We start from the raw sequence: 19,900 nt of genomic DNA on the forward strand, positions 1-19,900 counted from the left end.
AGGCAGCGCAGGCCCTGGACGGACTGCGCCTCAGGCGATTGCCATCTGGTGATCATTACGCGCAACAGCCTGGCCTTCTAAATGGGCTGCGGCAAATTCCAGTGCCGGCACCGGACGGCCATAGAGATAGCCCTGCCCGCAACCGCAACCCTCTTCGAGAATAAAATCATTCTGTTCCTGGGTTTCAATACCTTCAGCTATCACGTTCAGCTTAAGCTTTCTGGCCATCGCGATAATTGCCCGGGCCAGTTCACGGTCCTGCTCACTGTTATCCAGATGCGCAATGAAGCCCCGGTCGATCTTCAGGGTATCAAAGGCGTATTTCTGCAAATAACTCAGTGACGCGTAGCCGGTACCAAAATCATCCAGAGACACACCCACGCCGATACGCTTCAGGGCATTGATCACCCGGGTAGCCTGATACTCATCCTGCATCAGTACGCCTTCCGTGATCTCCAGCTCCAGCATATTCGGCGGTAGCTCAAACTCAGTTAACAGATCTGCCACGTAACGTACCAGCCCGGTATCCCGGAACTGCACCGGTGAGATATTCACCGCCATACGCATCGGATAGTTATACAGCCGGTACCAGCTGGAAATCTGTTCAATTGCCGTGCGTAACACAAAGTTACCGATATCAGCGATCTGACCATTGCGCTCCGCCAGACTGATAAACTGATCCGGCCTGACATGTCCGAGCACCGGATTAAACCACCGCAGCAAAGCCTCTGCGCCAATCAGCCTGCGGGTGTCCGTCGCGATCAGTGGCTGAAAATGCAAACTGAATTCGTTATTTTTCAGTGCATCCACCAGATGCGACTCAAGGCGACAACGCTCATCCAGCGCCAGCTGCATACTGTCGGTAAAAAACGTATAGGCACTGCCGGAAACCTTACCCAGATTCATTGCCGCACCGGCCTTCTTCAGCAGGGTTGATGCATCCGGCCCGTCTGTCGGAGACATCGCCAGCCCCATCTTGATCGGCACCGTAATATTCTGCTGATCAATCACCAGCGGCTGATTCAGGCTATGACTCAGACGGTTCGCCAGCCGCACACTGAGCTCTTCTATCCGGGACGTGACCAGTAAAACAACAAACTCATTACCGGTGACCCGGGCCACATAATAATTACCGGACAGATCATGGCGCAGCCGGTCACTGACCCGCTGGAGAATCTGATCTCCAACCAGGTAACCGTAACTGTCATTGATGGTTTTGAAGTTCTGTAAACCGATATACAAAACTGCAAACTGCTGCTCTGCATTAACGGAAAGAATATGCTCCATGTGGCTGAGCAAAGCGGCCCGGTTAGGTAAACCGGTGAGCGCATCGTAACGCTGCACATACTCAAGCGTCTGCGCCATGGAAGCACGGTTATCAACTTCGTTGGAAAGCTGCTCCCGCAAACCGGTCAGTTCCTGCTGCTGCTTCTCATACAACTGCGTCAGTACTTCGTTGGCCGCTTCGAGACGGGCCTGCCGGGCCATACTTTCCAGATCGGCCTCGATGGTTTTCTGAAAACGGGACAGTAAAGCCCGGATATTATCGGCGTAATGATTTTCCCTGTTATCAAACACACAAATCGTGCCGAACAGCGCTCCGCCGGGCCAGTAGAGTGGTAAACCGTAATAAGACACCATGCCCTGCATTTCTGCCAGACACGCCTGCCATTCAGGATGCTGCGCGATATCCGCGACATGCAACGGGTCTTCATGACGGATAAAGGTCTGGCACAGGCGCCCCTGTACATCCCGGCTGCCTTTACTGAACGGGTTTGAGAGGTTATCGCTGGCGACAAATACTTCCAGCTGTTCACCCTGATCCCGGATAATCAGCACCGCCGGTATACTGGCAATCTCAGATGCCAGATCTACAGTTTGCTGCCAGCCTGCCAATATTGAATCGGGTACTTCCGCTGTTCTTATATCAACCGACATATGTTGTTTAAAGGTCCACTCTCATTTACGTTTTCGATAAACGTAACGGCTGTTATTCAAACGTTTATTAGAACACTTATTGCCGGCAGGAAAACCTTACCGCTCACCATTTTAAGGACAAGCGGTTTTGTAAACGCGCAATCAGCTGCTAGCAATCAGCTGAGTCACGCCGTCATAGACAAACTGAATCGCCAGCGCAGCCAGAATAACCCCCAAAAAGCGGCGCAGGATCTCATCGCCGGTACGGCCGATAATCACCTTCACATAGCGTGACAGCAGCATCAGCACCAGCGTCAGCACAGTGATGGAAATGATCGCCAGCAGAATCGATAAACTCTGCTCTGCATTTTCTGCCTGCGAAAACAGCAGGATCGACAATGTCAGGGAGCCAGGGCCGGCCATCAGCGGAATCGACATCGGAAACACCGAAATATCCCGTTTAGCGGTGGTCACCGTGTACTCGACATCCTGGGTAATCATTTTGAACGCGGTATAGAACAGCAGCAGGCCACCGGAAATCCGCAGCGCCTCAATATTAATGCCCAGTTTATTCAGGAAAGGTTCGCCGTAGTTACCGAAAATAATCAGCAACAGGGTCGAAATAATAATCGACTTAACAGCCATTTTAATCCGGTGACCGGTTTCACCCGCCGGTACCAGAGAGTGGAAAACAATTGCCGCACCGATCGGATCAATAATAATGAACAGTGCAGTGATGGCATTCAGATAAACCAGAATATCCATTCAGAAAACCTTACAGACAAAAAAATAAAATAAGACCGGCAGCCGGAAAATTCACCGGCTGGCAGCGCAACACATCAGTAAACAGGACAACAAAAACTAAGGGCGGGTACCGATCCGGACATTGCCGGTCTGCATAAACTGAGCAACCTGTTTACGCTTACGTCCGATCAGCAACGGTCCGTTATCGAAAAACAGAAAGTTCTTCCAGTGACGCTTAAACACGTACCAGCGGGTTTCAATCACGTGCTCAACGTCGTAACAGAAATACACCAGCGTATTATCATCCCAGTCCAGATGCTCCAGCAACTGCTCCGGCATTTCCGCATCGTCCGACTCCCAGCGGTTTTGCCACGGGAAGGTTTCCTGCCAGGTCGGGTTCTTGTTCGCCCAGTCATCATCATAAAATAATTCCGGATGATTACTTTCCTGGCTGATCTGCTGACGCCAGACCTGTTCGGCCCGGGCTTCACTCAGGGGTTTAATTTCATTCAGATCAGCCTCTGCAACAGGCAGGTCTTTATGCCTGAAAATCCAGGCGCGTTTATATGCTTCTAACGGTATGTAATTCATCTGATAAACCAAAACAGCCGCCGTATCTCATACGGCGGCATAACAAAAAGAGGCCTTATCTGTCGGCCAGAGACTGTGACTCAGACGTCTGAACAATGCCCGGCCGGCGGGCTTGCCAGAAACGCTTACGCCAGTAAGGATTCGCCAGCGGTGTAATACTTACCCCAAGGGTCTCACCGGCATGCAGAAAAGACTGATTGCCGATATAGATGCCAACATGACGGCTGTATTTTCCGGTTTTAAAAAACACCAGATCACCGGGCCGCAACTCGTCACGGCCGACCGGCGTGCCGGTCACCGCCTGTTTCAACGTAGTGCGTGGCAGGTTAAGATCAAACTGGGCAGCAAAACTGCGCTGTACAAAGGCAGAGCAATCAATCCCTTTTTTGGTCGTGCCGCCCAGACGGTAAGGCACCCCGTCCCACTCCGCAAACTGGCGCAGCAACTGCTCCTGAATAGTCGCTTCTGCGGCCGGCAGCGGTGTTACATTATTATAGCGCCAGCCAACCACCGGCTTCTCAGCCACTGATGTTTTATCTACCACGGCAGGTTTTACCGACTGACCACCACAGCCTGTCAGCAGCACCGCTACCGCCACACTGCACACAATCAACCCTGTACGAATCTGCATAAGCATTCTGCTGTTCATCCCGGAAAGCACGACAGATATTTGTGCCAATAATAGCCCAAGCATTGGCACAGCAATAGAGGCAAGATACTATTTTGGTTAAGGATTATCGATCATTTGGACAAAATACCATGGCCCAGACACCCAATTTACCTATTATTTACAGCACAGAAATAAAATCAGACTGGCTCGACTATAACAACCATATGAACGTCGCCTACTACGTGCTGGTCTTTGATCTGGCCGGTGTTGAACTGGTGACAAAACTGGGCCTGAGCCCTGAATACACAGCCCAGGAACAGATTTCCTGGATGGTACTGGAAAACCACATCACCTATAACAATGAAGTCAGCCTTGGTCAGGAAGTGGATATCAGCTGCCGGCTGCTGGATAACGACAGTAAACGCCTGCACCTCTACTTCGAAATGCATGCCCGCAATGCAGATGGCAGCACGTACCTGGCTTCCACCCTGGAACAGATGGCGATGTGCGTCGACCTCAGCGCCCGTAAAGCCTGTGAGTTCCCCTCTGATATCCTGACCAACATTGAAGCACTGGCCGACAAACACGAGACCCTGCCAATGCCTGATAAGATCGGCCGGAAAATTGCTATTCGCCGTAAACCCGCAGCAGGCTGAATCATGATAAAACCTGAAATCCTCCAGCGCGCTGTGACTCAGGGGCTGCTTAACCCCGAACAGGAAGCCCCCTTACTGGACTTTATCAACCGGCAACAGGATGCAGATCTGCCTTCCGCCCAGGATGAGGAACAGCTGAAGTTTGTGCGCAATTTTGGTGATATTTTTATCACCATCGGCGTCGCCTTCGTCGCCATATCGATCGCCACAATGGACCTGCAAAACTGGCAGTGGTGGCTGTCCGCGGGCTGTTTTGTTGCCCTGGCCGAATGGCTGGTGCGGCAACGCCGGCTTGCCCTGCCCGGCATGGCGATCCTGCTTTCAATTATGTACTTCGTCGCTCAGGGGGCCGGGCTACCGGACATCGACCTGTTCGCAGACCAGTACAGCAGTATTCCGTCGTTATTGTTACTGGCGGGCTGCGCCGGCGCATTTTACTGGCGTTACGGTATGCCGTTCAGCCTGTTACCCATGACCCTCAGCATTGTGACCATTGCACTGATCGGGCTGGGGGAAGAGTTACTGCAGCATCAGTGGCTGTTTACCCTGACCGGACTGGTTGTCTTCGCCGTTGCCATGACCTTCGACAGCAAAGACCGGCACCGGCAGCTGCGCTGGAGCGACTGCGGCTTCTGGCTGCATTTGCTGGCATCACCACTGATTGTCCACGGCGTCATGACCACCCTCATTTTCTCCGACGCCTCGGTGCTAAATGCACTGGGCAATGAGATCCTGCTGATCAGTTTCTTTATTGTGTTTATGTTAATCGCCCTGCTGGTCGACCGGCGGGCAATGCTGGTCTCCAGTTCCAGCTACGGGATTTATGCGATCTTCATGCTGCTGGAAAACAGCCCCGTCAGTGCCGAAAACCTGCCGTTAGTGGTCTTTATCGGCTTTGGCCTGTTCATCATTGTCTTTGGCACCTTCTGGTACCGCTTACGCAGTGTTATTTTTCGCCCGCTCGCCAGCACCGCCGTTGCAAAGCTGGTACCGGAGCTCAACGGTAAATAGCTCAAACAACCGGGAATGCTGGACTATTGGTCCAGCATTCTGCACCCTTATCTTTCAGACTTTAGGCATAAGCACTGTTACACACGCTTTACCGCCTGTTTACCCCGACCGGATTATACTGGGGTGATAACTTTTTCAGACTGTTCGCCCACACAAAGGGAGATTTCCGTGTTGTCGTATCGTTTTCCCCACACGCCAGTATTACTGGCCAGCCTTGTTTTATCTGTATCCCTGCTGCAGGGATGCGCCGAAGAAGAGCCCCAGACCTCTGATCAGGCCGCTCAAACCATCATCCGCCCGGTTAAACTCTACAGCGTAGGGGCACCCAAAGAAGCCCCGAGCCGAACCCTGGCCGGCACCATTCAGGCATCTGATCAGGCCGACCTCAGTTTCCGGGTGGGCGGAAAAGTCGCCGAAGTAAACGTGGATGCCGGTGACGAAGTCAGTGCCGGTGACGCCATCGCCATATTGGATAAAACTCAGTTACAGCTGGCCGCCGACTCCGCTAAAGCTCAACTGCAACGTGCCAATGCGGTACTGGTAGAAGCCCAGCGTAAATACACCGCGAACAAAGAACTGGTTAAACGGGGTGTTATTTCCCGGATCAGCTTTGAAAACATTGTTGCCACCCTGAAATCAGCCACCGCCGATGCCGATGCCGCCCGTGCCAGCCATGAACGGGCACTCAAAGATCTGGACTACGCCGTACTGGAGGCCCCCTTCAGCGGCCTGATTGCCAGCCGCAATGTTGAACCCTTTACCAACGTAACCGCCGGCCAGAGTCTGTTTCAGATCGCCAAACAGGGCCAGCGTGAAGTGGTCGTAAGAATGCCGCTATCAACCCTGCGTTACATTAATCAGGACAGCACAGTACGGGTTACCCCGCTGATTGCCGATGAACTGAGTCTGGGGGAAGCGCCAGCTTATGAAGGGGTGATCCACCAGATCGGCTCCCGTTCTGAAGCCGGCAACGCGGTGACCATGAAAGTACTGCTGCAGGGCGATGTTGCCGAACTGCGTGACGGCATGGCTGCCGAAGTACGCTTTAACCTCAGTTATCAGGACAGCGGTCACCTGACCGTCCCCTTCAGTGCAATTGTCGCCGGTGATCAGGCCGATACCGGCTACGTCTTCAAATACCGCCAGGCGGAACAGACGGTCACCAAGGTCGAAATCCAGCTGATTGCCCCGCGGGATCAGGGTGTTGAAGTCAGCGGAGAACTGCTGGCCGGTGATCAGGTAGTGGCCGCCGGTGCCCAGTTCCTGCATGAAGGCCAGCAGGTCACACCGTTTAAAGCCGTGCAGTAAGGGAGCAGGATTATGATTACCAAGCTCGCCTTACAGGGCAACCGGGTCACCATTGCCCTGACCCTGCTGCTCAGCCTGATGGGCATTTTTCTCTATCAGGACTTTCCTTCCCAGGAAGAGCCTGAAATCAACATTCGCGAAGCCGTGGTGACCGCCCAGTACCCGGGCCTGCCGCCTCAGCGGGTAGAAAACCTCATTATCCGGCAACTGGAAGACGCCATCCGGCAAATTCCGGAAGTTAAAGACATCAACTCCCAGGCCAGTACCGGTTATGCCCAGATCAATGTCAGCCTGTATGACTCAGTCAGCGACCTTCAGCCCATCTGGCAAACCCTGCGGAATAAGGTAAACGATGTTAAGAACCAGCTCCCCAGCGGTACCCAGGGGCCGTTCGTCAACGACGACTTTGGTAGGGTAGCCGTTGCCAGCATTGCCTTCACCGCCGAAGGATTTACGCTTGCAGAAATGCGTGCCACGGTAAAACGCTTTCAGGATCAGCTAACCGCCCTGAAAGGTGTCAGCCGCATCGAACTGTTAGGTAACAACCCGGAACAAATCTATCTGGAAAGCACCACCACCGAACTGAGTAAGGCCGGGGTCAATATTCAGCAGGCTTTACAGACCCTGCAAAACCGTAACGTCATCAGCGCCGCCGGTGAACTGAGCACCGGCCAGCAGCGGGTTGTCATTGAACCCACCGGCAACCTGAACAATGTCGAAGAAATTGCCAATATTCCCCTGCGGCTGGACGACGGCGGGATCATCTACCTCGGTGATCTGTTCCGGATTACCCGGGGTTACAAAGAACCCGCCGAACGCTTTGCCTACTACAACGGTAAACGGGCACTGGTGCTGGCCGTTTCGATGCAAAGCGGCTTTAACGTCCTGTCATTTTCAGAACGTATGAAACAGCGGGTGACAGAACTTGAGAACACCCTGCCGTGGGGCTTTGAAGTTGACTTCGTCACGTATCAGGCCACCGAGGTAAAACGCTCTATCGACCAGGTGACTAACAGCCTGCTGCAAACCGTCGCAGTGGTATTTGTGGTCGTGGTACTGTTCCTGGGCATTCGCACCGGTATCGTCGCCGGTCTGCTGGTCCCCATTACGATCCTGGTGACGGTTGTCGTAATGTCGGTCATGGAAATACCGCTGCAGAAAGTATCGATTGCCGCCATCATCATTGCGCTGGGCCTGCTGGTCGACAACGGTATCGTCGTTGCAGAAGACTACCTCACCCGGGTCAGTCAGGGCCAGTCCGGTTTTGAAGCCGCCATGACTTCCGGCAGTAAGATGATGGTGCCCCTGCTCACCGCATCCCTGACCACCATTTTCGCCTTCTATCCGCTGATGGCTGGCGACAACGTCACCATTGAATACACCCGCTCACTGGCGCAGGTCATTACCATTACCCTGCTGTCATCCTGGGTAGTGGCACTGACCGTCATCCCGTTACTGGCCATGTGGCTGATAAAAGCCCGCGGTCCGCAACAGTCTGCCGACAGCGAATCCTCTCTGCAGACCGGCTATAAGCACCTGCTGAATATGATTCTGGGGGCCCGGACCGTCTTCCTGCTGATGATGGTCGGCCTGCTGGTGCTGGCGGTCTATGCCTTTGGTGCGGTACCGAAAAAATTCATGCCACCCAATGCCCGACTGCAATATATGATCGAACTGGAACTGCCGGCCGGCTACAGCATCGATGCCACCCAAAAACTCAGCGGCGAAGTCAGCCACTGGCTGATGCAACCGGACAGCAATCCGGAAGTCGCCGATCATGTCACCTATATCGGTTTTGGCGGTCCGCGCTTTGTATTGTCGCTCAACCCGAACGACCCGGCACCGCACCGCGCCTTTATGCTGGTTAACCTGAAAGATGGCAGCAGCCAGCAGGCCGCCATGGATAAAGCCCGCAACTACCTGACCAATCAGTTCCCGGAAGCACGTATCAGCGTCAAGGGCTTTGGCTCCGGCGGTGCTGAAGAAGGCAGCATTGAATACCGGATTAAAGGGCCGGATAAGATCACCCTGCGACAGATTTCTGAACAGGTACAGGGCCTGCTGTATCAACAGCCTGGTCTGATCAATATTCAGGACAACTGGGATAACAAGGTCTTCAAACTGAAGGTACAGATCGATCAGACCAAAGCCGAGCTGGCTGGCCTGAGCACCGAACAGGTTTCCCGGGCACTGGATACCCTGCTGAGCAGTGGCGAGATCACCCAGTTCCGCGAAGGTGACCAGAGCATTCCGGTCACGGTGCGCAGCGCCGGCATTGAACGGGAAGACGTGGAACGCTTCGGCACCCTCTATGTGGGTAATGACCGTGAAGGTAACCCCATTACCCTGACCCAGATCGCCACATTTTACGCGGAGCCGACCGAGTCACTCCAGCGCCGTTATAATCTGGAACCGACCATTAAGATCAAAGGCGTCAGCAGCCTGCTGCCGGCCAGTGAAATGGTCAGCCGCCTGACACCGGAAATTGCCGCGCTGGGCATTCCGGCGGGATACAGCATTGAAATCGGCGGCGAAGCAGAATCCTCCAACGACGCCACCGCAGCCCTGGCCCAAAATCTGCCGATCGCCTTTGGCGCGATCTTCCTGCTGCTGCTGGCACAGTTTCGCTCCTTCCGTAAGGTTGGCATCATCGGCATTACCCTGGTATTCAGCCTGATCGGCGCCAGCTTTGGCCTCTTCCTGCTGCAAGCCAACTTTGGTTTCATGGCCATGCTGGGCTTCCTGTCACTGGGGGGCATCATCATCAATAACGGCATATTACTGGTGGAACAGTTCGACCTTGAGGAAGCCAGTGGTAAGTCCCCTTACCAGTCGATTGTTGACGGTGCCGCATCCCGCCTGCGGCCGATTCTGGTCACCACCGGCACCAGTGTCATCGGTTTAATGCCTCTGATGCTCAGCGGCGACGAACTCTGGTTCGGCCTGACAGTAGTACTGGCGGCAGGTTTGCTGGGTGGCACCCTGCTGACCCTCGGGGTGGTACCGGTACTCTACAGCCTGCTGTTTAAGGTGAAACGCGGCTGATTCCCGCCCGCAATACGCAAACAGGCCGGCAATATGCCGGCCTGTTTTGTTTCTGAGGTACTGTCTTTCAGCTCAACTGCTGGAGAGTCACTTCACAGGTATGTTCAGCACTGCTGAGCATCAGCGTATCGTCGGTAATCATCAGTGACAGGTCCATATTCCGCTGCGCCATATCTTCCAGCGGTGCCAACTGCTCAGCCGGCAACTGCCAGACACTGACCTTAGGCAACTGGGTGATGGCCTGCTGATGCTTCTGCCACCAGATCTCAGTTTCGCTGCCATACGCATACAGGCTGATTTGCTGCGCCCGGCTGACCCCTTTACGCAACCGCTCAGGGCTGGCCTGCCCCAGCTCAATCCAGTGTTCGACCTCCCCGGAAGGCGATACCTGCCACAGTTCCGGTTCATCCGTCGCTGAAAGCCCCTTAGTAAAGCTGAGATCCCGGTGATAATTCAGACCATACACCATAATCCGCACCATCATCCGGGTCAGGGTTTCTGACGGATGCTGCGCCACGGTAAGCGATACACTCTCATAACAGTGCCGGTTCATATCGCTAAGCTGCAGGTTAACTTTATAAATTGTCGGTTTCAGGGCCATAGGAATTCTCAGCAAAACGAAAAAAGTGCGCCATTGTAGCGGTAAACGCGCCCCTTAAACAGCAGGCAGTCTGACAGAACCCAGAGCCGTTACTGCCCCCCGCCAGCACGACATCCCGCTTGACCCGCCTGTCACATTGGCCCATCCTTGTCCGACTTTCTCAGCCGCCGCTTTCAGGTGTTAATGATGCAGTGCCGACCGGGCTGCGGTGCATGTTGCATCGCGCCACATATATCCTCCGCCATTCCGGGCATGCCTGAAGGCAAGCCTGCCGGTGTGCGCTGCATCAATCTGGACGCCGGCAATAACTGCCTGATCTGGCAGCGGGACGACTACCCACTGGTCTGTCAGGACTTTACCGCCCACCGGGAGCACTGTGCCGACAACCGCCTGCAGGCATTACAGATACTCACCCGGATGGAAGATGAAACCCGCCCGGACTAAAAAGCCCTGTGCAGCCGTTCGCCGGCGGTGCTAAAATCCCCCTCCCTGTCCGCTAATCAATACAGAAGACATTATGGAACTGAAACATCTAGCCATCCGCGAACTGCTTAAAAATGCTGACGAAACCCAGGCAACTATCAGTAACCGGGGTGGCCCTGTTGATATTCAGGCACCGATGGCACAACGGCTGTTTGATACCCTGGTATCCGCCTACGGACGCCGCGCTGCACTGACCCACGGCTCCTTCACTGTAGAAGACCCGGACAGCCATCCGTTTATCATTAACTTCCGTCAGTTCATCAGCGGTACACCGGATGACAGCGACTTTCTCAGCCTGTGTGATGTCGCCATGGAACAACTGGCCGCCTCACTGAGTTCCGAGTCAGCCTCTGCAGCCACCGGTGGCTACGTAATCTGCTGCCACTACAGCGCCGACGTATTTGATTACCTGCTGGTTGCGCTGGTCCGCGACAAGAACGGCGTGGCATTTGACGGCAACCTGCACCCGACCCAGGTGATTGAACTGGATCTGGATAAGCTGCACCAGGCTGCGAAAATAAATATCTCCACCTACAAAGAAGGCACCGACAGCTACCTGAGCTTCATCGGTACCAAACGTAAAGGAGATATCACCCATTACTTCTCCACAGCGCTGGGCTGCAGCGACGTTGTCCCGGCCCGCCAGGCCACGTCGGAACTGATACGTGCCACTGAAGATTTCTGCCGCAAAAACCAGTTGCAGGACAAACAGGAAGCGATCGTTGATGACGTCGTCGGATACCTGTCCAAACAGCGCAGTGAAAAGCAGTCAGCCTACCTGCCGGACATGGATGAAATCTTTGCCCAGCACATTCCCCCGGAACAGGCTGAAAGCGGCACTGAATCCTTTGGCAGTTTCGCCAACTCAGAAGAGTATCAGGTGAGCCACGAATTCCAGCCGCACACCAGCACCATTAACAATTACACCAAGATCAAGGCCAAGGCCGACAACTGGCAGCTGGACTTCTCCAAGCGCTCACTGGGTGAACTGAACTCAACCAGTGATATTCAGTTTGACCCCAACACCAACAGCCTGATCATCCGCCGCCTGCCAACCAAGGTAGTGGATCAGCTGCGCGAAGCACTGGACGATTAAACACCAGACCGCTGAATACCTGACCGGCACCTGCTCACAGGCTGGCCGGTCAGAACATTTCCTCACCGCTTTCCCTGTCATCATATTTCTGTCACATCTCCCTGCTATCGTCCCGGCATAACATTTGTGCAACGCACAACAATAAACGCAATGCTTTGCTCAGCTGCATTTGTCGCACTGCACAAAAAATAGCAAAATTACGCTAAAAACAGATAACCGCTAAAAGTAGTTTGCAGATACAGAATGCCGGCAACAGTAGAGTTACAGGCTAATATAAGCCAATTTATTCTATATAAAACAGGCAATTAAAAAAATCATTGCGATTCCCGATGATGTTTCGGGATGCTATCAGAAATCTTTTTTTGTGCATCGCACAAAAAAAGATTTGACAGTGATGAAAACCGGCTTACAATAAGCCATATATTGTGCACTGCACCAATCAATTATATGGAGATACACCATGACCGCTAACATCGATTTTCAAAAGTCTTTCGAATCAGTGAAGTCTCTGATGGAATTGCAAGCGCAAACTATCAGCAAGTCTGTTGAACTGCAGAAGCAATCTGGCGAACAGCTGACTGCTTTCTTCAAGCAGGAAGCCGAAAAAGCTCAGACGCTGAAGACACCTGAAGACGTTGTAAAATTCAACGTTGAAGCTAACACTGCACTGTTCGAACTGCTGAAAGCTCAGGGTGAAGCATTCACTTCTCTGGCGCAGCAAGCTGGCGAATCTGCAATGAGCGAAATGACAAAAGCGGCTAAGTAAACTTACTTAACTGTTGTAAAAAAGCCCCGTCAGACTGAGCCTGACGGGGCTTTTTTATATCTGCTTTAAGGCAGTTGTTTATCAGTGCAGTGAAGGCCCGCTTTCGTTAACCTGTAAAATCGGCTGACCGGCACTGTCCAGCGCCAGCGCTCCCTGCTCAACGGCATAATCCATCAGCTGACTCATAACCATGTCTGTCAGGTGTGCACTGATCACCAGCCCCGCTGGCGGATCACCTTCAAACATTTCGTCATCTACCATGCCGTCAGCACGCAGCCCCAGTAACAACGGATTTTCCGCCACCAGCGGTGCAATGTCATCCGGTGCAAACACGGAATATTCGGATGCGACCTCCAGGGCCAGGTTATAAGCATCTGCCGCTTCTGTCGCCAGACGCTCCTGGAAAACCGCCTCCGCCAGCGCCATCACTTTGCTCAGCTCTGAACGGCCGGGCTTTTGCATATTCTGCTTAGCCAGCTCGCTGTCACTGTAATCCACCACCGGGGCACTGACATCATCCAGCTGCTGATGATCTTCTTCAGACAAGCGGCCTTCTGCATCCGGCTTCAGCCAGCCATGCTCTGCAGCTATGCCAATCAAAGCCTCCAGCATACCGGCAGCAAGATTTACGCTGATAATCATCCCGACACTGGGATTAGCGGCTTCTTCTTCATCAGCTATCATGCCACCCGGACGGGTTGCAAGCAGTGTCGGGTCTTCTGCCACCACCCGTGCCAGCGTGTCCACTTCAAGGTAAAGGTACTGGTTACACAGTTCCATGGCAGTACCCAGGGCATTCTCACCGCCAGACGCCGTCATGGCAGCGTGATAGTCGCGCTGCACCTTTTCAACGATGTCTGCTAATAACTGGCTCATGTTTTTCTCCGGCTGAACGCAAATTTTTCAACTCGCACGTCAGCACTCTTTACTAATGTTTAACACAGGCGTGTCGATAGCCTTTATATGACGGGCATTCAGAGGCCGTCACCTTATACGTTTTTTCGCCAGACAGGGGTCGTTATGAATATTCAATTACCGCCGCCGGTACCCGAAGATGAAGATGAAGGTAAGGTATACGTGTTATCCGATAACTGAATACCGCCGGATACCTTAAGATCTGTCATTAATGATAGGTCAGTCCGATCAGCTTAATCTCAGATTTAAGCGCGTCGAAGTGGTCCCGCAATTCCGCCATCGGACGTAAACCGAAATCCAGCGGATCGGTTGGCAGTTCATACCAGTCCAGGGTCGAGACCCGGGTCATGAGGTCGTATTCGCCAATCAGCGCATCCAGATAGATCATGACCGCTTCAATGCGGGGTTCCATATCCAGGCTGGCCGGCAGCTCATGCATATACACGGCCATAAAAAGCTTGCCGTTTTCAATGCGAAAGCTGTACCAGAACTCTTTCAGCTCAATGACATCTTCACCCAGGTGGATGTAAGCCGGTACCGGGTCATAACGGTGATTAAAGGCGATAAAGCGAATGCCACCGATGCTCGGCGCAGCCCCCACCAGACTCAGTACATTACTGATGGATTCCGGATAACCGTCACAGCCAAACACCATCTCAACCGGGCCGTCCTCTTCATCCCGTTCGAAATGAAAGGTCAGATTACGGTCGATTTTCTGCAGAGAGTTTCGGTACTCCAGCAACAGATTATCCGCATCGAAGTTATTATCCGCTTCACTGCCCAGCAGATTATCGATGGTGTTCTCCAGCTGCTGCCAGAAACTGAGAATATTTGCCTGCCGATGAATCATGTGCGCGGAACAACCACTCCGGTCTGTCCCTGATACTTACCGTCCCGGTCTTTATAGGAGGTTTCACAGATTTCATCCGCCCCCAGGAACAGCATTTGTGCAACACCTTCATTGGCGTAGATTTTGGCAGGCAGTGGCGTAGTATTCGAGAATTCCAGCGTCACGTGACCTTCCCACTCAGGCTCCAGTGGCGTGACGTTCACTATGATACCGCAACGGGCATAGGTGCTTTTACCCAGGCAAATGGTCAGCACATCACGGGGAATTTTGAAGTATTCAACGGTTCGCGCCAGGGCGAACGAGTTAGGCGGGATGATGCAGACATCAGACTTCACATCCACGAAGCTGCCTTCGTCAAAGTTCTTCGGATCAACCACTGAAGAGTTGATGTTGGTGAAGATCTTAAATTCATCCGCACAACGGACATCATAGCCATAGCTTGATGTACCATAGGAAATAAGCTTTTCTTCATCACGGCGACGCACCTGTCCCGCCTCAAACGGCGCGATCATCTGATGTTCTTCCGCCATGCGGCGAATCCAACCGTCCGACTTAATACCCATAGTTACACTATCCGTCAGTTTAATCTTAAAAAAGGCGACAATCTTAACGTTTTTGTCTAAAAAAAACCGCATTTTTTCATAAAAAAATGCGGTTAATTTTAACCCTGATCAACAGCCCGCCGGACAGCCTGCCCGGCAGCCTGAATCAGTCATTCACAATGGATATATTCGGCATGGCTACCGGGGTTTCTGCACGCTTCGCCAGCAGAGCCCCCACCTTACGTGCCATATCACGGTAGATCGCCGTTTCCTTGCTGTCCGGCGCGCTGACAACCGTCGGCGCACCGCTGTCGGTAGAGGTACGGATGCCCATCGTCAGTGGCAGAGCACCCAGCATAGGCGCCTTATACTGATCCGCCAGCATCTCACCGCCACCGTGGCCGAAAATCGGCTCGCTGTGACCACATTCGCTGCAAATGTGCAGGCTCATGTTCTCAACAATCCCCAGTACCGGAATCTCAACTTTACGGAACATTTCAATGCCTTTCTTGGCATCCAGTAAGGCAATATCCTGCGGTGTGGTAACAATCACAGAACCGGTGACCGGTACCTTCTGTGACAGAGTCAGCTGAATATCACCGGTACCCGGCGGCATATCGATAAACAGATAGTCCAGTTCATCCCAGACCGTTTCAGTCAGCAACTGCTGCAGTGCACCGCTGGCCATCGGGCCACGCCATACCATCGGCTGATCATCATCAATCAGGAAACCGATCGACATTACCTGCAGGCCATGTGCCTCAATCGGCGCCATGTTCTTTTCACCCACCGGCTGCGGGCGGGTTCCCGGGGTCACCCCCAGCATCATGCCCTGGCTCGGGCCGTAAATATCCGCATCCATCACGCCAACGCGGGCGCCTTCCGCTGCCATCGCCAGCGCCAGGTTCACCGTTGTGGTGGATTTACCCACGCCACCCTTACCGGAAGAGACCGCAACGATGTTCTTCACACCTTTCAGAGCCTGCAGGCTGCCCTGTACCTGATGAGCGGCAACCTTGCTGGTAATTTCAATCTTTACAGCGGTGGCACCGGCGGCAGTGATCGCATCGCTCAGTGCCTGCTTAATATCTGCTTCTGCGCCTTTGCAGGCGTAACCCAGCTCGAGAGAAACATTAACCGTGCTGCCTTCCACACTCAGCGCTTTCACTGCGTTAGCGCTGATATAATCCTGTTCTAAATACGTATCCTGTACGCCGGCAATCGCCCCGCGTACCTGCTCGTTTGTTAAGCTCGTCATAAGGTTATCTACTCTTGGCTCTTAATACCCTAGTAATTTTGTCGGGAATTATGCGCCATCTGTTTTAGGAAGGCCAGACCAAATCCGGTATTTCAATGGCATCAATCGTCGTATCAGACAGTCGCACGGAGATTATCCGGCCGCCTCAACGGCCTGAACAGCCTCTGCAACAGATGCCACCAGCATCTTTGCCACGCAACAATGGCCGGCTGCAGCAAAATGCGCCCGCAATATGTCATTCAGTTCGTTAAGCGACAGCCTAACGCCGGCCGCGTGCGGCATAATCTGACCTGAAATCCGCTGCTGCAACAAAAAGCACTGCCCTGCGCTGTCAATCAGACGGTCCTGCGCAGCAAAATAATGCTGCACATACTCTGTTCGCCATTCTTCCTGCGAACGGATGACGGTCAGCTCCGGATCACCTTCATACTGCAGTAACACAGGCCAGCGTATATCTGTCATCATTGCGATCCGCTCAGTGTGGCTGAGGCAATGCCTGCAGCAATTCCCGGGATTCACACACATGGCAGTATTCACCATGCAGGTTACTGAGAAAGGTCCAGTGCACATCTTCCGCACTGAGTTGCTTACCGTTCAGCAGATCCATGGCAAACGCCGCGCTGGCGTCATCCGGTACCATTACGCGAAAGCCAAGGCCGCAGGCGATCCGTACGGTGGCATCAAGCGAATTATTGCTCAGTACGCCGCAGACAACCAGTTCAGTAATCTCCTGCTGCCGCAATACAGCCTCCAGCTCGGTACCGATAAAAGCACAGTTTTCCTGCTTGGTTATGACCGGCTCTTCAGCAAGCGGCTCTGCTTCATACTTAAATGAGAAATGATGAGAGGTGGGATGATAGGGTGAGTTTTCAAACTTCGACGCATGCCGGACATGAATCACCGGCAAGGCCCGGTCACGCCAGACCGTCAGCAAAGAAGCAATCACCTGCTCCGCATCCGGGTTATTCCGGCTGTAATCAGAATAGCAATCAATGGCGTCCTGAACATCGATAATCACCAGTGCGGGATTACCTGAAATGAATAAATCCTGATAGTTGCCTGGCAGCATCACTATGCCCAACCCCTGCTCCTGAAACTGCCGCATTTTTATAAGAAATATATTTTGGCGGCGGCAGTCATATTATTGTCGTAAGTATGGCGGCCATTAATGACAGCTTTCAGCTACGACAGCAAGCAGCCAGATCAACTTACTAAGCTCAACTAAAAAGCCTGACTAAAAAAGCCCGGCTAAAAAGCGACAGCCTGTGTCAGCAATTACGCCATACCAATACCATCAGTCGCACGTACCGGAATACCCTCAGGGTCAACCCCTACCAGACAATACACATTCACCCCAAAATAATCCGGAGTGACCCGCTTACGGTGGAAAGGATAAATACCGCACACACTGCAAAAGTAGTGCTGCGCCGTATGGGTGTGAAAGGTATAGGCCGTAAGGACATCCTCACCACTCAAAATGTTCATCCGGCTCTCAGGTACTTTGACCATCAGTGCATGCTTACGCCTGCAGATGGAACAGTCACAGGTGGTCAGTTCCGGAAAATCTGTTTCAATCTCAAATGTCACCGCCTGACAGTGACAGGCACCGCGGTAGATTTTCATGTATTCCGACTCCCCTGTAACTTAATCAGACAACTACTGATCAGCATGCAACACCCCGTCTTTATCGAGCCGGTACCTGTCTAAATCCTCTGCCAGAAACAACTGCCCGCTGTAGATGACCTGAGCCTCCTGACGGAGCAATTCAACAGAAGACGCTACCTGCGGATTCAACTGATACCGGGGGCTGAAATGCGTCAGCGCCAGATTAGGAATGTCCAGCCGGGCGGCAAATTCCGCGACCTGAGCGGCATAACTGTGACCATATGCTGCAGCCTGTTCGGCCAGATCCTTTGCATAGGTCGCCTCGTGCACCAGCACATGACAACCGTTACACAGATCCTTAAGGACAGCAGGTTCGGCATTATCACCGCAAACAACCACTTTTCTGGGCACACAATCCGTTATAACAAAGTCACGGGCCCGGTACAGCTTGCCATCATGACTGACATCCACCCCGGACTTCAGCCGCCCCCAGTCGGGGCCGGCGGGTAAGTCTGAGGCTCTCAGCGCATCCACATCCAGTTCACCGTCCACCCAGTTTTCCGTAAAACTGTACGCATAAGATTCTACCCGGTGGACCAGCGGTGCAGCCGTGACACCAAACTGCCCAAACGGCATTCCCTGCTGTTCCCCATCCGGATTCAGGATCAGCGATTCCGGCACTACAAAGTTAAGCTCAAAGGACAGATGAAATTCAGTAAAACCCTGCGTAGCCTCAACCCATTCGCGGATACCTGCCGGGGCTACAATGGTCAGTGGCTCAGTCCGGCCGGTCATCCCGGCACTGCCTAACAGGCCAGGCAGGCCATAACAGTGATCACCGTGCACATGGGTAATGAAAATCCCCTTTAAGGTGTTCAGCGACAGCCTGGTATGCAGCAACTGATGCTGGGTCGCTTCCCCGCAATCAATCAGATACCAGCCCCGCCCCTTACTTTCCTGTAAGGCCAGCCCCGAGACGTTTCGCCGCTTCGTCGGCGTACCGGAAGAGGTACCTAAAAACTGAATAAACACCCTGTACTCGCCTGTTCTAAATAGTGGTTATTACAGTGTGCCATAAATTCACGGCAAGCCCCTGCTTCAAAAATGACAATCCGTCATCCGCCAGACCGCCAGCCGACGGTTTATGAACTAACCTTAACTGACCTCATTCCTGCAAACCAAAAGACAACTGGAGGTTTATGATGTCATTACGCATCAACGATCAGGCACCAAACTTTACAGCGCAGACTACCCAGGGAGAATTAGACTTTCATCAGTGGATTGGCGACGGTTGGGCGGTCCTCTTCTCTCACCCCAAAGACTTTACCCCGGTGTGTACAACCGAGCTTGGATACATGGCAAAGATTCAGCCGGAATTCGACAAACGAAACACCAAAATCATTGGCCTGAGCATCGACCCCCTCGATGATCACATCCAATGGATAAAAGATGTCGAAGAAGTCGGCAACACCACCGTTAACTACCCGGTCATTGCTGATACAGACCTGAGCATCGCCAAGCTCTATAACATGTTTCCCGCCGATGAAACCGGCTCTGCTGAGGGCCGCACCGCCATGACCAACGCCACGGTACGCTCTGTATTCGTGGTGGGGCCGGATAAAAACATTAAGCTGATGATCACATATCCGATGACCACCGGCCGCAACTTTGATGAAATCCTGCGGGTCATCGACTCCATGCAGCTCACCGCCAAACATAAAGTTGCCACCCCGGTGAACTGGCAGCAGGGTGAAGATGTCATCATCGTGCCGGCAGTCTCTAATGAAGACGCCGCCAAAATCTATCCCGACGGCTGGGAAACCGTTAAACCCTATTTACGTAAAGTTAAACAGCCAGGATAACCACAACCGTACACCCAGATACACAAAAGCCCTGCAGTGC

21 protein-coding genes are annotated in these 19,900 nt (G+C 53.1%); 8 read left to right on the forward strand and 13 right to left on the reverse strand.

Features of this window, described 5'->3' with window-relative positions:
- Positions 1 to 30 precede the first annotated feature (30 nt).
- From PCI15_RS14685 to PCI15_RS14700, 4 genes are all read right to left on the reverse strand, one after another.
- On the reverse strand, positions 31 to 1,938 hold the full coding sequence (locus PCI15_RS14685) for a bifunctional diguanylate cyclase/phosphodiesterase (protein ID WP_271270691.1): 1,908 nt from the start codon (positions 1,936 to 1,938) through the stop codon (positions 31 to 33).
- Between the two features lie 141 nt (positions 1,939 to 2,079).
- Entirely contained in the window at positions 2,080 to 2,682 is a 603-nt protein-coding gene (locus PCI15_RS14690; RefSeq protein ID WP_271270692.1) for a MarC family protein, read from the reverse strand.
- Between the two features lie 96 nt (positions 2,683 to 2,778).
- The gene (locus PCI15_RS14695) at positions 2,779 to 3,252 is read right to left on the reverse strand and encodes a DUF2947 domain-containing protein (protein WP_271270693.1); all 474 of its coding nucleotides are present in this window, start codon (positions 3,250 to 3,252) and stop codon (positions 2,779 to 2,781) included.
- A gap of 55 nt (positions 3,253 to 3,307) precedes the next feature.
- Positions 3,308 to 3,883, reverse strand: coding sequence for an NlpC/P60 family protein (locus PCI15_RS14700; RefSeq protein WP_271270694.1), 576 nt, complete (start codon positions 3,881 to 3,883; stop codon positions 3,308 to 3,310).
- 128 nt (positions 3,884 to 4,011) lie between these two features.
- On the opposite strand from PCI15_RS14700, the gene PCI15_RS14705 reads away from it, so the two are divergent.
- From PCI15_RS14705 to PCI15_RS14720, 4 genes are all read left to right on the forward strand, one after another.
- Positions 4,012 to 4,518: a thioesterase family protein gene (locus tag PCI15_RS14705; protein WP_271270695.1), complete on the forward strand. Its 507-nt coding sequence runs from the start codon at positions 4,012 to 4,014 to the stop codon at positions 4,516 to 4,518.
- A 3-nt stretch (positions 4,519 to 4,521) separates the two neighbouring features.
- Entirely contained in the window at positions 4,522 to 5,529 is a 1,008-nt protein-coding gene (locus tag PCI15_RS14710) for a hypothetical protein (RefSeq protein ID WP_271270696.1), read from the forward strand.
- A 171-nt stretch (positions 5,530 to 5,700) separates the two neighbouring features.
- Entirely contained in the window at positions 5,701 to 6,837 is a 1,137-nt protein-coding gene (locus PCI15_RS14715) for an efflux RND transporter periplasmic adaptor subunit (RefSeq protein WP_271270697.1), read from the forward strand.
- Positions 6,838 to 6,849: 12 nt separating this feature from the next.
- Positions 6,850 to 9,882 carry an efflux RND transporter permease subunit gene (locus tag PCI15_RS14720; protein WP_271270698.1) on the forward strand — a complete coding sequence of 1,011 codons (3,033 nt, stop codon included), beginning with the start codon at positions 6,850 to 6,852 and terminating at the stop codon, positions 9,880 to 9,882.
- 67 nt (positions 9,883 to 9,949) lie between these two features.
- Here the strand turns inward: PCI15_RS14720 and PCI15_RS14725 are convergent, their stop codons facing one another.
- Positions 9,950 to 10,483, reverse strand: a complete 534-nt coding sequence (locus tag PCI15_RS14725; RefSeq protein ID WP_271270699.1) for a YaeQ family protein — start codon at positions 10,481 to 10,483, stop codon at positions 9,950 to 9,952.
- Between the two features lie 183 nt (positions 10,484 to 10,666).
- Here PCI15_RS14725 and PCI15_RS14730 point away from each other — a divergent pair, with 183 nt between their 5' ends.
- The 3 genes from PCI15_RS14730 (at position 10,667) to PCI15_RS14740 (ending at position 12,828) form a co-directional block, all read left to right on the forward strand.
- Positions 10,667 to 10,927 (forward strand): YkgJ family cysteine cluster protein, encoded by a 261-nt coding sequence (locus PCI15_RS14730; protein ID WP_336296710.1) that lies wholly within the window; start codon positions 10,667 to 10,669, stop codon positions 10,925 to 10,927.
- Positions 10,928 to 11,000: 73 nt separating this feature from the next.
- Positions 11,001 to 12,062 (forward strand): nucleoid-associated protein, encoded by a 1,062-nt coding sequence (locus PCI15_RS14735; RefSeq protein ID WP_271270700.1) that lies wholly within the window; start codon positions 11,001 to 11,003, stop codon positions 12,060 to 12,062.
- A 460-nt stretch (positions 12,063 to 12,522) separates the two neighbouring features.
- Positions 12,523 to 12,828, forward strand: a complete 306-nt coding sequence (locus PCI15_RS14740; protein ID WP_271270701.1) for a hypothetical protein — start codon at positions 12,523 to 12,525, stop codon at positions 12,826 to 12,828.
- Positions 12,829 to 12,909: 81 nt separating this feature from the next.
- Here PCI15_RS14740 and PCI15_RS14745 read toward each other — a convergent pair whose 3' ends face one another.
- The 8 genes from PCI15_RS14745 to PCI15_RS14780 form a co-directional block, all read right to left on the reverse strand.
- Positions 12,910 to 13,704 (reverse strand): hypothetical protein, encoded by a 795-nt coding sequence (locus PCI15_RS14745; RefSeq protein WP_271270702.1) that lies wholly within the window; start codon positions 13,702 to 13,704, stop codon positions 12,910 to 12,912.
- A gap of 247 nt (positions 13,705 to 13,951) precedes the next feature.
- Entirely contained in the window at positions 13,952 to 14,593 is a 642-nt protein-coding gene (locus PCI15_RS14750; protein ID WP_271270703.1) for an enolase-like domain-containing protein, read from the reverse strand.
- Entirely contained in the window at positions 14,590 to 15,156 is a 567-nt protein-coding gene (gene dcd, locus PCI15_RS14755; protein ID WP_205656830.1) for a dCTP deaminase, read from the reverse strand. The genes PCI15_RS14750 and dcd overlap by 4 nt, the downstream gene beginning before the upstream one ends.
- A gap of 145 nt (positions 15,157 to 15,301) precedes the next feature.
- Entirely contained in the window at positions 15,302 to 16,393 is a 1,092-nt protein-coding gene (gene apbC / locus PCI15_RS14760) for an iron-sulfur cluster carrier protein ApbC (protein WP_271270704.1), read from the reverse strand.
- Between the two features lie 132 nt (positions 16,394 to 16,525).
- Positions 16,526 to 16,858 carry a DUF4144 family protein gene (locus tag PCI15_RS14765; protein ID WP_271270705.1) on the reverse strand — a complete coding sequence of 111 codons (333 nt, stop codon included), beginning with the start codon at positions 16,856 to 16,858 and terminating at the stop codon, positions 16,526 to 16,528.
- Between the two features lie 10 nt (positions 16,859 to 16,868).
- Positions 16,869 to 17,465: an isochorismatase family protein gene (locus PCI15_RS14770; protein WP_271274626.1), complete on the reverse strand. Its 597-nt coding sequence runs from the start codon at positions 17,463 to 17,465 to the stop codon at positions 16,869 to 16,871.
- 203 nt (positions 17,466 to 17,668) lie between these two features.
- Positions 17,669 to 18,016 carry a GFA family protein gene (locus PCI15_RS14775; protein WP_271270706.1) on the reverse strand — a complete coding sequence of 116 codons (348 nt, stop codon included), beginning with the start codon at positions 18,014 to 18,016 and terminating at the stop codon, positions 17,669 to 17,671.
- Between the two features lie 33 nt (positions 18,017 to 18,049).
- Entirely contained in the window at positions 18,050 to 19,030 is a 981-nt protein-coding gene (locus tag PCI15_RS14780; RefSeq protein WP_271270707.1) for a ribonuclease Z, read from the reverse strand.
- A 170-nt stretch (positions 19,031 to 19,200) separates the two neighbouring features.
- On the opposite strand from PCI15_RS14780, the gene PCI15_RS14785 reads away from it, so the two are divergent.
- Positions 19,201 to 19,860: a peroxiredoxin gene (locus PCI15_RS14785; protein ID WP_271274627.1), complete on the forward strand. Its 660-nt coding sequence runs from the start codon at positions 19,201 to 19,203 to the stop codon at positions 19,858 to 19,860.
- The last annotated feature ends 40 nt before the right edge of the window (positions 19,861 to 19,900 follow it).

Source organism: Aliamphritea hakodatensis (genome assembly GCF_024347195.1).
GTDB lineage: Bacteria > Pseudomonadota > Gammaproteobacteria > Pseudomonadales > Balneatricaceae > Amphritea > Amphritea hakodatensis.